The sequence below is a fragment of the Klebsiella indica genome (assembly GCF_005860775.1).
GTDB classification, from domain to species: Bacteria; Pseudomonadota; Gammaproteobacteria; order Enterobacterales; family Enterobacteriaceae; genus Klebsiella; species Klebsiella indica.
Genome location: NZ_VCHQ01000024.1, coordinates 266,641 through 281,416 on the forward strand (window position 1 = coordinate 266,641; position 14,776 = coordinate 281,416).

The window sequence follows — 14,776 nt, forward strand, 5'->3', positions numbered from 1 at the left end:
TTTGGGCACGGTTTACCGTGCCCGCTTGACAAGTTGGCCGCTATGCAGGAAAACATCTCTCATCACGATACGACTTTCGCCCTCCGTCATGTCGCTTTTCGCGTCCCTGGCCGCACGCTTTTACATCCTCTCTCATTAACTTTCCCTGCGGGGAAAGTGACGGGCCTGATTGGCCATAACGGCTCCGGTAAATCGACGCTGCTAAAAATGCTTGGTCGCCACCAGCCCCCTTCTGATGGGGATATCCTGCTCGGCGGGCAGCCGCTCGACAACTGGGGCAGCAAAGCGTTTGCCCGCAAAGTCGCCTACCTGCCGCAGCAGTTGCCGTCGGCGGAAGGCATGACGGTGCGCGAACTGGTGGCGATTGGCCGCTATCCGTGGCACGGGGCGCTGGGGCGATTTGGCGTGGCGGATCGGGAGAAAGTGGAAGAGGCCATCGCGCTGGTCGGCCTGAAATCCCTGGCTCATCGGCTGGTGGACAGCCTCTCCGGCGGTGAACGTCAGCGCGCGTGGATTGCCATGCTGGTGGCTCAGGATAGCCGCTGCCTGTTGCTTGATGAACCCACCTCGGCGCTGGATATTGCCCACCAGGTGGATGTCCTGGCGCTGGTTCATCGCCTCAGCCAGCAGCGAGGGCTGACGGTAATTGCCGTGCTGCATGACATTAATATGGCTGCCCGTTACTGCGACTATCTGGTGGCCCTGCGCGGCGGTGAAATGATTGCCCAGGGAACGCCGACGGAACTGATGCGTGGCGAAACCCTGGAACACATTTATGGTATTCCGATGGGAATTCTGCCGCATCCGGCGGGCGCTGCACCGGTAAGTTTTGTCTATTGATGGAAAATTTGAATGTAATCACGCGGCGACGTTTGCTGGCCGCAATGGCGTTGTCACCGCTGCTGTGGCAGATGCGCGACGCACGGGCGGCAGAGGTTGATCTGCGGCGAATTGTCGCTCTGGAGTGGCTGCCGGTAGAGTTGCTGCTGGCGCTGGGGGTGACCCCTTACGGCGTCGCCGATATTCCGAACTATACGCTATGGGTAAACGAACCGGCGCTTCCGTCATCGGTGATTGATGTTGGCTTGCGCACCGAGCCGAATCTGGAACTGCTGACGCAGATGAAACCCTCGTTCCTCGTCTGGTCGGCAGGATATGGTCCTTCGGCGGAAAAGCTGGCGCGTATTGCGCCGGGGAGAGGATTTACCTTCAGCGACGGCAAAAAACCGCTGCAGGTGGCCCGGCAATCGCTTAATGAAATGGCTGAGCTGCTCGGCAGACAGCGGGAAGCGAAGCGCCATCTGGCGGAATTTGACGCGCTCATGGCGAACCTTCGTCCGCGCTTTGCAAAACGTGGCGATCGTCCATTGCTGATGATGACCTTGCTGGATGCCCGTCATGCGCTGATCTTTGCGCAAAACTGTCTGTTTCAGGATGTGCTCAATCGTTTTGGTATCAACAACGCCTGGCAGGGCGAAACGACCTTTTGGGGCAGCGTCACCGTCGGCATCGACCGACTGGCGGCCTACAGAGACATCGACGTTATCTGCTTCGATCATGGTAATGAACGGGAAATGGCGCAATTAATGGCGACACCGCTGTGGCGAGCGATGCCCTTTGTCCGCGCAGGGCGTTTTCAGCGCGTTCCGGCGGTGTGGTTCTATGGCGCGACGCTGTCGGCGATGCATTTTGCCCGCATTCTGGCCGATGCGCAGGGAGGTCCGGCGTGAGAGCGCGAATTTCTCCTCTGTCGATGGTGTTACTCGCCATTCTATTTATCGCCGCTTTCGGGTTAACGCTTTCCAACCTCAATACGGTTTTGCCGCGAACCGCCTGGCGACAGGCGCTCTGGCGGCCGGATATCGACAATATCGCGCAAATGCTGTTCCACTACAGCCTGCTGCCGCGGCTGGCGATATCGCTGCTGGTTGGCGCCGGGCTTGGGTTGGTCGGGGTGCTATTCCAGCAAGTACTGCGTAACCCGCTGGCGGAGCCAACGACCCTTGGCGTGGCGACAGGGGCGCAGCTAGGGATTACGGTAACGACGCTGTGGGCGATTCCCGGCGCGCTGGCCACGCAATTTGCGGCGCTGGCAGGCGCGTGCGTGGTGGGGGCGCTGGTGTTTGGCGTCGCCTGGGGAAAACGCCTGTCACCGGTCACCCTGATCCTGGCGGGGCTGGTGGTGAGCCTGTATTGCGGGGCGATTAACCAACTGATGGTGATTTTCCACCATGACCAGCTGCAAAGTATGTTCCTGTGGAGCACCGGAACGTTGACGCAGACCGACTGGAGCGTGGTACAGCGCCTGTGGCCGCAACTGTTGGGCGGTGGGATCCTCACGTTACTGCTCCTGCGTCCCCTGACCCTGATGGGGCTGGACGATGGCGTGGCGCGTAACCTCGGGCTGGCGCTGTCTCTGGCGCGTCTGGGGGCATTGACCCTGGCGATAGTGCTCAGTGCGCTGCTGGTTAATGCGGTGGGGATCATCGGCTTTATCGGTCTGTTTGCGCCGCTGCTGGCGAAGATGCTCGGCGCTCGCCGGTTGCTATCGCGCCTGCTGCTGGCAACCGTGATGGGCGCATTGTTACTGTGGCTCTCCGATCAGCTTATCCTGTGGCTGACCCGAGTATGGATGGAAGTTTCCACCGGTTCGGTGACCGCGTTGATTGGGGCGCCGCTACTGCTGTGGCTGTTGCCACGTCTGCGTAGTATGAGTGCCCCGGTGATGAACGGCGGCGATAACATCCGGGCTGAACGACAAAATGTGCTGGGGTTTGCGCTCGGTGGGCTACTGATCCTGCTGCTGACAATCATCGTTGCGTTGGCCTTTGGCCGTGATGCGCAAGGCTGGCACTGGGCCAGCGGTACCTTACTGGATCAACTGTTGCCCTGGCGCTGGCCGCGCATCCTGGCGGCGCTGTTTGCCGGGATGATGCTGGCGGTTGCAGGCTGTATTATTCAGCGTTTGACCGGTAACCCGATGGCCAGCCCGGAGGTACTCGGCATCAGTTCCGGCGCAGCGTTCGGCGTGGTTGTGATGCTGTTCTTTGTGCCGGGTAATGCGTTTGGTTGGTTGCTGCCTGCCGGTAGCCTTGGGGCGGCGGCAACGCTGCTGGTTATTCTGATCGCTGCCGGGCGCGGCGGGTTTTCGCCGCATCGTATGCTGCTGGCCGGTATGGCGTTGAGTACCGCGTTTACCATGCTGCTGATGATGCTGCAGGCCAGCGGAGACCCGAGAATGGCGCAGATCCTGACGTGGATTTCCGGTTCAACCTACAGCGCAACGCCAGAATTAGTGGTGCGTAGCGGTATCGTGATGCTGATCCTGCTGGGGGTGTCTCCATTTTGTCGTCGCTGGCTGACGATTCTGCCATTAGGTGCTGAGACGGCGAGGGCCGTCGGGATGGCGCTGACGTGGTCGCGTATTGGATTATTGCTGTTAGCGGCATGCCTGACGGCGGCGGCAACCCTGACAATCGGCCCGCTAAGTTTCGTGGGACTGATGGCGCCGCATATTGCCCGCATGATGGGGTTCCGGCGTACGATGCCGCATATGGTGATGTCGGGGCTGATTGGCGGAATGTTGTTAGTGTTTGCTGACTGGTGCGGGCGGATGATGATGTTTCCGTATCAGATCCCGGCTGGGCTGTTGTCGACCTTTATTGGCGCGCCGTACTTTATTTATCTGCTAAGAAATCAGCGTCGGTAGTTTGTACCTCTCTGCACCGTAAAACCCCGATTTCAGGCCTGATGCCGTTCACACGCAAGGAATATCAAAAATATTCTCGTATTGCCAGTGAACGGAACAGGCCAGGGCTATCGCTCATCTCCCGATAGCCCGGATTTTTATTTACAGCTTCGCGAAAGCGTTCCGCGCCGCGGCGATGGTATTATCAATATCTTCTTCGCTGTGGGCGATGGACATAAAGCCCGCTTCAAACGCCGACGGAGCAAGATAGATACCTTCTTCCAGCATCAGGTGGAAGAAGCGTCTGAAACGCGCCACATCGCACTTGACCACATCCTGATAGCAGGTGACGGCTGGCGCATCGGTAAAGAAGATACCGAACATACCGCCAACGTTATTCACCACCAGCGGAATTCCGGCGTCGCCGGCGGCGTCCAGCAGACCCTGAGCCAACTGGTTAGTCAGTTCGGTAAGGGTTTCATGCACGCCTGGCTGAGCGACTTCGTTTAAGCAGGCGAAGCCCGCCGCCATCGCTATCGGATTGCCGGACAGGGTACCTGCCTGATAAACCGGCCCCGTCGGTGCCAGTGCATCCATCACTTCCCGGCGTCCGCCGAAGGCGCCGACCGGCATACCGCCGCCAATGATTTTGCCAAGACAGGTCAGATCCGGCACGACGCCGTAGTAATCCTGCGCGCCAGCCAGCGCCACGCGGAAACCGGTCATCACTTCATCAATAATCAACAGCGCGCCGAACTCGTCGCACAGTGCGCGCAGCCCCGGCAGGAACTCTGGTAGCGGCGGGACGCAGTTCATATTTCCGGCGACCGGCTCCACGATGATACAGGCGATATCCTGCGGATATTGTTCGAACGCAGTGCGAACCGATGCCAGATCGTTATAGGTGCAGGTCAGGGTGTGTTTAGCGAAATCAGCCGGGACCCCTGGAGAGTTCGGCTGGCCGAGGGTCAGCGCGCCGGAACCGGCTTTCACCAGCAGGCAGTCGGCATGGCCGTGATAGCAGCCCTCGAATTTGATGATTTTGTCGCGGCCGGTAAAGCCGCGGGCCAGGCGAATGGCGCTCATGGTCGCTTCGGTGCCGGAGTTCACCATGCGCACCATATCCATCGTCGGAACCAGTTCGGTGACCAGCGCCGCCATTTTGACTTCCATCTCCGTTGGCGCACCAAAACTTAGACCACGCCCGGCCGCTTCAATAACCGCGTTGCGGATTGCCGGATGATTGTGCCCCAGAACCATCGGGCCCCAGGAACCGACATAATCGATATACGCTTTACCATCGACGTCGTAGAGATAGGCGCCGTCGGCGCGCTCGATAAACAGCGGCGTTCCGCCGACGCCGGTGAAGGCGCGTACCGGAGAGTTCACGCCGCCGGGGATGAGTTCACGCGCAGCGTTATACAGGTTTTCAGATTTGCTCATTGCCAGGGTCCTGGTTCGTGAAAAATGTTTTGCTGGCTATTCTAAGTTATTCCCGAAAGGTTATATACCCGTCATACTTCTGTTGCATGTGCCCTGGCTTCTGAGCGACTCGTCTCATCCATGAGACTCACTCTTACGGGCCGTCGCCCGGCGACGTGCAAATCTGTTCCTGACAGATTTGTCGCTCACCCCTGTCACGCACTGGAGTACGCTCCCGGAGATTCACTGCGTCGCCGCGTGATTCCGCCTGTGGCCTCACCTCTGTGAGGCCCGCGCAAGCGCTGTTCAAAACGGTTAACCGTTTTGTCCTGCAACTCGAATTATTTAAGGTATAAAAGCTTTGCCCAAGTGAAACAGTATGGCAATTGTGCATTTTTTTGGCGACGGAACCGATTAGTGCGGCTAAAATGCCCTCTTTCCATTTGTATTACCAATAATTGATAATGGCATGAAAGCAGAAAACCCCTCTTATGCAGAACATCAGTTTGTGCGGATTCGCCGTGGCGATGCTGTGCGGCGACTGATTCAGCGTGATAAAACGCCCCTCGCGGTCTTATTAATGGCGGCTGTAGTTGGCATCCTGGCCGGGCTGATTGGCGTCGCTTTTGAGAAAAGCGTTAACTGGGTGCAAAACATACGTATCGGTACGTTGGTTGAGGTGGCGGACCACGGTTTTTTGGTCTGGCTGCTGGCTTTTGTTTTTTCCGGCTTGCTGGCGATGGTGGGGTATTTGCTGGTGCGTCTTTTTGCGCCGGAAGCCGGGGGCTCCGGGATCCCGGAAATTGAGGGCGCGCTGGAGGAACTGCGGCCCGTACGCTGGTGGCGCGTGCTGCCGGTAAAATTTATTGGCGGGATGGGAACGCTGGGCGCAGGTATGGTGCTGGGGCGTGAAGGGCCGATGGTGCAGCTTGGCGGCAATATCGGGCGTATGGTGGTCGATATTTTCCGCATGCGCAGTGCGGAAGCCCGGCATACGCTGCTGGCCACCGGCGCGGCGGCCGGGCTTTCCGCCGCGTTTAACGCGCCGCTGGCCGGTATTCTGTTTATTATTGAAGAGATGCGCCCGCAGTTTCGCTACAATCTGATCTCCATTAAAGCTGTGTTTACCGGCGTGATTATGGCGACCATTGTTTATCGCATTTTTAATGGCGAGAACGCGATTATTGAAGTCGGTAAACTGAGCAATGCGCCGGTTAACACGCTGTGGCTCTATTTGATTCTGGGGATGATTTTTGGCTGTATCGGCCCGTTGTTTAATACTCTGGTGCTGCGTACCCAGGATATGTTCCAGTATATTCATGGCGGAAATACCCGGAAGTGGGTACTGATTGGCGGCTTGATTGGTGGATGCTGCGGCGTTCTTGGCTTTATTCAGCCAGCGGCGGCGGGAGGTGGATTTAACCTGATTCCAATTGCCGCAGAAGGCAACTTTTCTGTTGGTTTGCTACTGTTTATTTTTATCGCCCGGGTGATTACCACGCTGCTGTGCTTCTCTTCCGGCGCGCCTGGCGGTATCTTTGCGCCGATGCTGGCGCTGGGGACGCTGTTGGGAACGGCATTCGGTATGGCTGCGATGCCGCTGTTTCCGGCGTATCATCTGGATGCGGGAACCTTTGCCATCGCCGGCATGGGGGCATTGCTTGCAGCCTCGGTACGTGCGCCATTGACCGGTATTGTGCTGGTGCTGGAGATGACCGACAACTATCAGCTCATTTTGCCAATGATTATTACCTGTCTCGGCGCAACACTATTGGCGCAGTTCCTCGGCGGCAAGCCTTTATACTCGACAATTCTGCAGCGTACTCTGGCGAAACAAGAGGCTGAACAGGCAGCAAAGGCGCAGCCGGTCGGTGGGGAGAATACTTGAACGAATTACTCGGGTATTGGATAATGGCTCAAAAGACCGGGTCATTCTTTAACCGGTCAGAAGTATCAATGGGAGCATAAAATGAGTGATGATGTAGCGTTGCCGCTTGAGTTTACCGACGCCGCAGCGATAAAAGTAAAAGATCTGATTGCGGATGAAGATAATCCGAACCTGAAGCTGCGGGTGTATATCACCGGTGGTGGTTGCAGCGGTTTCCAGTACGGTTTTACCTTTGACGATCAGGTTAACGATGGGGATATGACTATCGAGAAGCAGGGGGTTGGCCTGGTGGTTGATCCAATGAGCCTGCAGTATCTGGTCGGCGGTTCCGTCGATTATACTGAAGGCCTTGAAGGGTCGCGTTTTATCGTCACTAACCCGAATGCGAAAAGCACCTGCGGCTGTGGGTCTTCGTTCAGCATCTGATACTTGCCCCGGCGGATATTCCTCCGCCGGAGAAGATTTTCAGCGCCCGTTCTCATCAAGCGCAAAAGTTGGCAGCTTCAGGTGCCAACGAATTGCCGCCAGTCGAATTGTCAGTGTAACGACCATTCCGGTCATTGCCGCATTTTCTAGCGGAACATGAAAGATGTAATACGCCGTTGCGTGTACGATACCGCCGATGATGCAGGCCGTGGCGTAGATTTCCGTGCGCAGAATCATCGGGATTTCACGCGCCAGCACATCGCGGATAATCCCACCGCCGACGCCGGTAACCACGCCCATACAGACGGCCACTAATGGCCCGCTATGGGCAAGAAACGCTTTGTTGACGCCAATGCCGACAAATACCGCCAGGCCGACGGCATCCAGTACCGGCAGCACCCATTTAGGTAACCGACGCGGCTGGCGAACCAGCAGGATAGTGAGCATACTGGTGACCATCGCCACCACCAGGTCGGTGGGATCTTTTACCCAAAATACCGGCCCGTTAGCGAGGGCCATATCGCGAATCGTGCCGCCGCCCACTGCGGTGACCACGCCTAATACCAGCACGCCGAAAGGGTCCATACGCAGCTTTCCGGCCAGCAGGACGCCGGAGATGGCAAATACGGCAGTGCCAATAATATCGAGCCAATAGACAAGCATCGTTAGTTTCCACTTAGAGCCTATCCCATTAGGCTATTTTATTTGCCATTTTGGCCTCAGGCAGCGCTCACAATCCTCACGTACTGCATGTACACTCCGGTTGTTCCGCGCTGTGCGTGTCCAAACTGGCTGCAACAATTACGCCTACCGGGATAGGCTCCTGACACCTGGTTAGCAGGTGATTATTTTATCTGCTCAAGCGCCGTACAGAGTTGTTTTGCGGCGAGGATAATACGTGGACTTGCCCGTTCAAACCAGTCGCCATGTAGCGCAATAAGCGAAATTTTTAACTGATTCCGCCAGAAGCGGGCAACGGCGGGAAGTTCACTGGCGTCGCCAGCAATGACAATCGCCTGAGGTTGCCTTGCCAGCACCTGTTCACGGCTGACCTGCGGCCAGGGGACCCGGCTGCCGGCAAAAATGTTTTCTCCTCCACACAGCGTCAGCACCTGATCCTGAATCGATCCTTTGCTGCTGGTAAAGAGAGGGTTAGCTCCGAACTGTAAAAACACGCGTTTTTTGGGCGTTCTGGCATAGCGGGCTTTCAGCGTCAGGTACGCCTCTTCCATCTTCTGCGCCGCCTGTCGCGCTTTTTCTGGCTGCGGGCTCCACTGCGCCAGTTGACGAAGCGTGGCAATGATGTCTTCGATGGTCGAAGTCTTGACCCAGATAACCTTAATCCCAAGCGAGCTTAGCTGGTTGACCTGTCGTTCCGCGTTGCCGCCGCGCCACGCCAGCACCATGTCCGGTTTGAGTGCGACGATGCGTTCCAGATTCATTCCCTGCCAGCTGGAAACCTGCTCTATCTTTGCGGCTTCGGGAGGGTAATCGGAATAGCTACTCACGCCAACAGGCGTAATGCCGGCAGCAAATGCCAGTTCGGTATTGGCGGGAGAGAGGGTAATCACTCGCGGCGCGGCGAATAGCCACGCCGGAACCAGCAGCAGAACGGCAAGCGCTGTTTTAAACGACTTAACCACGGGACAGGTGCTGCACCAGGTTTTCCACCATCAGGGTGGACTGCTTAGCGGCGACGGCGAGGAATTCATCGAAACTCAGATGAGACTGCTGATCGGCAACATCGGAGATGGCGCGAACGACAACAAAGGGCACACCGTAGCTGTGGCAGACATGTGCGATGGCGGTCGCTTCCATTTCTACCGCGACGGCCTGCGGGAAATGGTGACGGATTTTGGCCAAACCCGTGGAGCCGTTGATAAAGGCGTCGCCGCTGACAATCAGGCCGCGTACCGCGTTAAGGTTCAGCGCTTTGATGCAGGTTTCCGCGGCGGCAATCAGTTTTTCGTCGGCGTTGAAACCAACAGGGCAGCCCGGCAGTTGACCATACTCATAGCCAAACGCGGTGACGTCGGCATCATGGTAGCGCGTTTCGTCGGAGACAACGATATCACCAACCTTCAGGGTCGACGCCAGACCGCCTGCTGAGCCGGTATTAATAACCACATCTGGTTTACAGTGTTCCATCAGCAGAGTCGCTCCCATGGCGGCGGCAACTTTACCAATACCCGATTTCAGTAGCGCGACATCGGCGCCCTGAAGCTGGCCGGTGTAGATTTCGCTGCCGCCGATAGCGATAGTCTGACGGTTGTCGATTTTGTCGCGCAGGAGGGTAACTTCTTCTTCCATAGCGCCAATAATGCCGATTTTCATAGATTTACTCGCGATGTGTGGGTTTTAACGGCATAGTCTATCATGCGCTTAGAAGGAAACGTATTGCTCGCTCGGGGGAGATCATGGCAAAGATTGATTTTCGCAATAAGATTAACTGGCATCGCCGCTACCGTTCACCGCAAGGGGTCAAAACGGAGCATGAAATCCTGCGCATTTTTGAAAGCGATCGCGGGCGTATCATCAATTCACCGGCGATCCGTCGATTGCAGCAAAAAACCCAGGTTTTTCCGCTGGAGCGTAATGCAGCGGTGCGTACGCGTCTCACCCACTCCCTTGAGGTCCAGCAGGTTGGGCGCTACATCGCTAAAGAGGTGCTGAGTCGTCTGAAAGAGCAAAAGCTGCTCGAGAGCTATGGGCTGGATGAGCTCACCGGGCCGTTCGAAAGTATCGTCGAGATGGCCTGCCTGATGCACGATATTGGCAATCCGCCATTTGGTCATTTTGGTGAGGCGGCGATTAATGACTGGTTCAGCCAGCGGCTGTTTCCCGGCGATGCGGCCAGCCAGCCATTAACGGACGATCGCTGCGTGGTTGAGGTGCTGCGTTTGCTGGAAGGGGAGAGCCCGTTGAATGACTTACGCCGTAAAGTTCGCCAGGATTTATGTTGGTTTGAAGGAAATGCGCAGAGTATTCGTTTAGTTCATACCCTGATGCGTATGAATCTGACCTGGGCGCAGGTAGGCTGTATTTTAAAATATACTCGTCCGGCATGGTGGCGCGGCGAACCGCCGGTTAGCCATAATTATTTAATGAAGAAGCCTGGTTATTATTTAGCCGAAGAAGAGTATGTCGCGAGGTTGCGTAAAGAACTTGATCTGGCCCCTTACAATCGATTCCCGTTAACCTGGATTATGGAAGCGGCGGATGACATCTCATATTGTGTCGCCGATCTTGAGGACGCGGTAGAAAAACGGATCTTCAGCGTGGAACAGCTTTATCAACATTTGTATGATGCCTGGGGCGTTCACGAAAAAGGTTCTCTGTTTAATCAAATTGTCGAAAATGCCTGGGAAAAATCGCGTGCGAATTCTCTTAGTCGAGGCACTGAAGATCAATTCTTTATGTATTTACGGGTCAATACGCTGAATAGGCTGGCGCCATATGCGGCCCGTAGATTTATTGATAACTTGCCGAGAATTTTTCACGGCGATTTTAATCACGCGCTGCTTGAGGATGATAGTGACTGCAGTCAGTTGCTTGAACTTTATAAAAATGTCGCAGTGAAACATGTGTTTAGTCATCCTGATGTTGAGCAGCTGGAATTGCAGGGCTACCGCGTTATTAGTGGTTTGTTAGATATTTACCAGCCGCTGCTCAAATTATCGCTGGATGAGTTCAGTCTGCTGGTGGAAAAAGAGCGGGTGCGAAGCTTACCCATCGCATCACGCCTGTTGCAGAAACTTTCAGCCCGTCATCGGCTGGCTTATGTCGAAGCCGTAAATAAGATCCCGCGTGACAGCAAAGAATTTCCGGTGATGGAATATTATTATCGCTGCCGTCTCATTCAGGACTATATCAGCGGGATGACTGATTTGTACGCATGGGATGAATATCGACGACTGATGGCCGTGGAATAAGCATGAGTTTTGTAAAGACGGACAATAAATTTTTACTTTTTGCCGAAACATCATGCCGGAACTTCGCGCTATAAAATGACTCTGATAGTCACGTACACAGCAACTATTCATTATCTGAAATCGAGATTGAAACATATGAAAAAAACCACGTTAGCAATGAGTGCTCTGGCTCTGAGTTTAGGTCTGGCGTTGTCCCCTCTCTCTGCGAGCGCGGCGGAAACGGCTTCTTCGGCTACGAATGCACAGCAGATGCCGAGTCTGGCGCCAATGCTGGAAAAGGTGATGCCGTCGGTTGTGAGCATTAACGTTGAGGGGAGCACCACCGTTAATACCCCGCGGATGCCGCGTAACTTCCAGCAGTTCTTCGGCGATAATTCACCGTTCTGCCAGGATGGTTCGCCGTTCCAGGGTTCTCCATTCTGTCAGGGCGGCGCGTCAGGTAATAACGATGGTAGCCAGCAGCAGAAATTTATGGCTCTCGGCTCTGGGGTAATTATTGATGCCGCTAAAGGTTATGTCGTCACTAATAACCACGTTGTAGAGAATGCCACCACCATCAAGGTTCAACTGAGCGATGGGCGCAAATTTGATGCGAAAGTGGTGGGTAAAGACCCGCGCTCCGATATCGCACTGATTCAAATCCAGGATCCAAAAAACCTGAGCGCGATTAAGCTGGCTGACTCCGATGCTCTGCGCGTTGGGGATTACACCGTGGCGATTGGTAACCCTTTTGGTCTGGGTGAAACCGTGACGTCAGGGATCGTGTCCGCATTAGGTCGTAGTGGGCTTAATGTTGAAAATTATGAAAACTTTATCCAGACCGATGCGGCAATTAACCGCGGTAACTCCGGCGGAGCGTTGGTTAACCTGAACGGTGAATTGATCGGTATCAATACTGCGATTCTGGCGCCGGATGGCGGCAACATTGGTATTGGTTTCGCGATCCCCAGCAACATGGTGAAAAACCTGACCGATCAGATGATTAAGTATGGTCAGGTTAAACGTGGCGAACTGGGGATCATGGGAACCGAGCTGAATTCCGAACTGGCGAAAGCGATGAAAGTTGACGCTCAGCGCGGGGCATTCGTGAGCCAGGTTCTGCCGAATTCTGCGGCTGCTAAAGCGGGCATTAAAGCGGGGGATGTGATCACCTCTCTGAATGGCAAGGCGATCAGCAGTTTTGCCGCGCTGCGTGCTCAGGTGGGGACGATGCCTGTCGGCAGCAAAGTTGAGCTTGGGCTGTTGCGTGAGGGTAAACCGGTCACCGTGACCGTTGAACTGCAGCAAAGCAACCAGAATCAGGTTGACTCCAGCACCATCTTCAATGGTATTGAAGGGGCGGAAATGAGCAATAAAGGCCAGAATAAAGGCGTGGTGGTGAGCAGCGTAAAAGCTGGCACCCCGGCTGCGCAGATTGGTCTGAAGAAAGGCGATATTATTGTTGGCGCTAACCAGCAGCCGGTGAAAAATATTGCCGACCTGCGCAAAATATTCGATTCCAAACCGTCGGTTCTGGCTCTGAATATTCAGCGTGGCGACACGTCTATCTATCTGCTGATGCAGTAATCGTTCTCTGTCGCTGAAGCCTCTTTTCTTCTTGCGAAGGGAAGGGGCTTTTTGGGCGCTGCCGGTTATTTTCTCCGGCGTTCTGTGATGCTTCCCACAACTCCATACTTATTCTTCCGGCTTTGTGCAAATGCACAATGCGACGTGTTGCCAACTCTTCTATTCTGTTAGCCTGCTCACGGGAGGGTTACATGGCTGGCTGGCATCTTGATACCAAAATGGCGCAGGATATCGTGGCGCGCACGATGCGCATCATTGATACCAATATTAACGTAATGGATGCTCGCGGGCGCATTATTGGCAGCGGAGACCGCGAACGAATTGGGGAATTGCACGAAGGGGCGCTGTTGGTATTATCTCAGGGACGCGTTGTGGATATTGATGATGCCGTAGCCCGGCATCTGCACGGCGTGCGTCAGGGGATCAATCTGCCGTTGCGTCTGGAAGGCGAAATCGTTGGCGTTATCGGCCTGACCGGTGAACCGGAGTCGCTACGTAAATATGGCGAACTGGTTTGTATGACTGCCGAGATGATGCTGGAGCAATCACGGTTGATGCATCTTTTGGCCCAGGATAGCCGTTTGCGTGAAGAGCTGGTCATGAACCTGATTCAGGCGGAAGAGAATACGCCAGCGCTGACTGAATGGGCGCAGCGCCTGGGGATCGATCTGAACCAGCCGCGCGTGGTCGCGACGATTGAGGTGGATAGCGGCCAGTTGGGCGTCGATAGCGCGATGGCGGAGCTTCAGCAGTTACAAACCGCGCTGACAACCCCGGATCGAAATAATCTGGTGGCCATTGTTTCGCTGACTGAAATGGTGGTGCTGAAACCGGCTCTGAATGCTTTTGGTCGCTGGGATGCGGAAGATCACCGCAAACGTGTTGAGCAGCTAATTAGCAGAATGAAAGAGAATGGCCAGTTGCGTTTTCGCGTGGCGCTGGGCAACTTCTTCACCGGCCCGGGCAGCATCGCGCGTTCTTATCGTACCGCCCGGACCACAATGATGGTCGGCAAACAGAGAATACCGGAGAGCCGGAGCTATTATTACCAGGATTTGATGCTGCCGGTGTTGCTCGATAGCCTGCGTGGCGGCTGGCAGGCCAACGAGCTGGCGCGTCCTCTTGTGCGCCTGAAAGCGATGGATAATAACGGTCTGTTGCGGCGTACCTTGCTGGCATGGTTTCGGCATAATGTACAGCCGCTGGCAACCTCAAAGGCGCTATTTATTCACCGTAATACCCTGGAATATCGTTTGAATCGCATTGCTGAACTGACGGGGCTGAATCTGGGGAGTTTTGACGATCGTCTGTTGCTGTATATCGCGCTGCAGCTTGATGAGCAAAGATAGTCTGCTGTTCCCGGCAGAGCTGATCCCCGCCGGAAACAGAGCAAAACTTATTTATTGCGCGTCAGTTTTTCCAGATCGGCTTCAATTTCGCTGATCTTGTTGGTAACGACGCTTTCCAGATGACGCAGATCGTCAAGGATCTTGCGTTTCAGATCGACTTCAGTGCGATCGCGCTGACAGATTTGATCCAGCTCATCAATGATATAGCGCAGATTGGGGCTAATTTCCTGAACCTCTTTATACCCCTGACCCACGCCGTCAGCAACAATGGTTTTGCGCTGACGCGGATATTTAAACTTAACGCTTTTGGCAAAAAACTCGCCTTTATCCTTGTGAAAATAGATTTTCAGAATGTCGTTGTTGGCTTCCTGTCGCAGGCTATAGCGATCGATTTCATCAGGATTGGTAATACCAAGACTTTTCAGATTATCGTACATAACGGTACCTTTGATGTCATCGTAATCTATGAATAATTAACGAAAAAATCTATTTCCGCCAGCGTCAA

13 protein-coding genes are annotated in these 14,776 nt (G+C 55.0%); 8 read left to right on the forward strand and 5 right to left on the reverse strand.

Features of this window, described 5'->3' with window-relative positions; genetic code table 11:
- Nucleotides 1-42 precede the first annotated feature (42 nt).
- The 3 genes from fhuC to fhuB are packed head-to-tail and all read left to right on the forward strand — an operon-like array spanning nt 43 to nt 3,709.
- Nucleotides 43-840, forward strand: coding sequence for a Fe3+-hydroxamate ABC transporter ATP-binding protein FhuC (gene fhuC / locus FE839_RS17250; RefSeq protein ID WP_138362005.1), 798 nt, complete (start codon nt 43-45; stop codon nt 838-840).
- Nucleotides 840-1,730 carry a Fe(3+)-hydroxamate ABC transporter substrate-binding protein FhuD gene (fhuD, locus tag FE839_RS17255; protein WP_138362006.1) on the forward strand — a complete coding sequence of 297 codons (891 nt, stop codon included), beginning with the start codon at nt 840-842 and terminating at the stop codon, nt 1,728-1,730. The genes fhuC and fhuD overlap by 1 nt, the downstream gene beginning before the upstream one ends.
- Nucleotides 1,727-3,709: a Fe(3+)-hydroxamate ABC transporter permease FhuB gene (gene fhuB / locus FE839_RS17260; protein ID WP_138362007.1), complete on the forward strand. Its 1,983-nt coding sequence runs from the start codon at nt 1,727-1,729 to the stop codon at nt 3,707-3,709. The genes fhuD and fhuB overlap by 4 nt, the downstream gene beginning before the upstream one ends.
- A gap of 141 nt (nt 3,710-3,850) precedes the next feature.
- On the opposite strand, the gene hemL is transcribed toward fhuB, so the two are convergent.
- A complete protein-coding gene (hemL, locus tag FE839_RS17265; RefSeq protein WP_138362008.1) occupies nt 3,851-5,131 on the reverse strand; it encodes a glutamate-1-semialdehyde 2,1-aminomutase in 1,281 nt (426 codons plus the stop codon).
- 448 nt (nt 5,132-5,579) lie between these two features.
- On the opposite strand from hemL, the gene clcA reads away from it, so the two are divergent.
- Both clcA and erpA read left to right on the forward strand, forming a co-directional pair.
- Entirely contained in the window at nt 5,580-6,998 is a 1,419-nt protein-coding gene (gene clcA / locus FE839_RS17270; RefSeq protein WP_138362009.1) for a H(+)/Cl(-) exchange transporter ClcA, read from the forward strand.
- A gap of 81 nt (nt 6,999-7,079) precedes the next feature.
- The gene (gene erpA / locus FE839_RS17275; RefSeq protein ID WP_138362010.1) at nt 7,080-7,424 is read left to right on the forward strand and encodes an iron-sulfur cluster insertion protein ErpA; all 345 of its coding nucleotides are present in this window, start codon (nt 7,080-7,082) and stop codon (nt 7,422-7,424) included.
- Between the two features lie 39 nt (nt 7,425-7,463).
- On the opposite strand, the gene FE839_RS17280 is transcribed toward erpA, so the two are convergent.
- From FE839_RS17280 to mtnN, 3 genes are all read right to left on the reverse strand, one after another.
- Nucleotides 7,464-8,087 carry a TRIC cation channel family protein gene (locus FE839_RS17280; RefSeq protein ID WP_138362011.1) on the reverse strand — a complete coding sequence of 208 codons (624 nt, stop codon included), beginning with the start codon at nt 8,085-8,087 and terminating at the stop codon, nt 7,464-7,466.
- A 182-nt stretch (nt 8,088-8,269) separates the two neighbouring features.
- Nucleotides 8,270-9,067 carry a vitamin B12 ABC transporter substrate-binding protein BtuF gene (gene btuF / locus FE839_RS17285; RefSeq protein ID WP_138362012.1) on the reverse strand — a complete coding sequence of 266 codons (798 nt, stop codon included), beginning with the start codon at nt 9,065-9,067 and terminating at the stop codon, nt 8,270-8,272.
- Nucleotides 9,060-9,758 carry a 5'-methylthioadenosine/S-adenosylhomocysteine nucleosidase gene (mtnN, locus tag FE839_RS17290; RefSeq protein ID WP_138362013.1) on the reverse strand — a complete coding sequence of 233 codons (699 nt, stop codon included), beginning with the start codon at nt 9,756-9,758 and terminating at the stop codon, nt 9,060-9,062. Before mtnN ends, btuF begins: the two co-directional genes overlap by 8 nt.
- 83 nt (nt 9,759-9,841) lie before the next feature.
- On the opposite strand from mtnN, the gene dgt reads away from it, so the two are divergent.
- From dgt to FE839_RS17305, 3 genes are all read left to right on the forward strand, one after another.
- Complete coding sequence (gene dgt / locus FE839_RS17295; RefSeq protein WP_138362014.1) at nt 9,842-11,356, forward strand: dGTPase; 1,515 nt, start codon at nt 9,842-9,844, stop codon at nt 11,354-11,356.
- A gap of 135 nt (nt 11,357-11,491) precedes the next feature.
- Nucleotides 11,492-12,922, forward strand: coding sequence for a serine endoprotease DegP (gene degP, locus FE839_RS17300; protein ID WP_138362015.1), 1,431 nt, complete (start codon nt 11,492-11,494; stop codon nt 12,920-12,922).
- Between the two features lie 191 nt (nt 12,923-13,113).
- On the forward strand, nt 13,114-14,271 hold the full coding sequence (locus FE839_RS17305) for a CdaR family transcriptional regulator (protein ID WP_138362016.1): 1,158 nt from the start codon (nt 13,114-13,116) through the stop codon (nt 14,269-14,271).
- Between the two features lie 47 nt (nt 14,272-14,318).
- On the opposite strand, the gene FE839_RS17310 is transcribed toward FE839_RS17305, so the two are convergent.
- A complete protein-coding gene (locus FE839_RS17310) occupies nt 14,319-14,708 on the reverse strand; it encodes a DUF3461 family protein (protein WP_138362017.1) in 390 nt (129 codons plus the stop codon).
- Between the last annotated feature and the right edge of the window lie 68 nt (nt 14,709-14,776).

What these genes read in the sequence shown, in the direction of transcription:
- fhuC (WP_138362005.1), top strand. Translation starts at nt 43, where the DNA reads ATGCAGGAAAACATCTCTCATCACGATACGACTTTCGCCCTCCGTCAT.
- fhuD (WP_138362006.1), top strand. Translation starts at nt 840, where the DNA reads ATGGAAAATTTGAATGTAATCACGCGGCGACGTTTGCTGGCCGCAATG.
- hemL (WP_138362008.1), bottom strand. Translation starts at nt 5,131, where the DNA reads ATGAGCAAATCTGAAAACCTGTATAACGCTGCGCGTGAACTCATCCCC.
- clcA (WP_138362009.1), top strand. Translation starts at nt 5,580, where the DNA reads ATGAAAGCAGAAAACCCCTCTTATGCAGAACATCAGTTTGTGCGGATT.
- erpA (WP_138362010.1), top strand. Translation starts at nt 7,080, where the DNA reads ATGAGTGATGATGTAGCGTTGCCGCTTGAGTTTACCGACGCCGCAGCG.
- FE839_RS17280 (WP_138362011.1), bottom strand. Translation starts at nt 8,087, where the DNA reads ATGCTTGTCTATTGGCTCGATATTATTGGCACTGCCGTATTTGCCATC.
- mtnN (WP_138362013.1), bottom strand. Translation starts at nt 9,758, where the DNA reads ATGAAAATCGGCATTATTGGCGCTATGGAAGAAGAAGTTACCCTCCTG.
- dgt (WP_138362014.1), top strand. Translation starts at nt 9,842, where the DNA reads ATGGCAAAGATTGATTTTCGCAATAAGATTAACTGGCATCGCCGCTAC.
- degP (WP_138362015.1), top strand. Translation starts at nt 11,492, where the DNA reads ATGAAAAAAACCACGTTAGCAATGAGTGCTCTGGCTCTGAGTTTAGGT.
- FE839_RS17305 (WP_138362016.1), top strand. Translation starts at nt 13,114, where the DNA reads ATGGCTGGCTGGCATCTTGATACCAAAATGGCGCAGGATATCGTGGCG.
- FE839_RS17310 (WP_138362017.1), bottom strand. Translation starts at nt 14,708, where the DNA reads ATGTACGATAATCTGAAAAGTCTTGGTATTACCAATCCTGATGAAATC.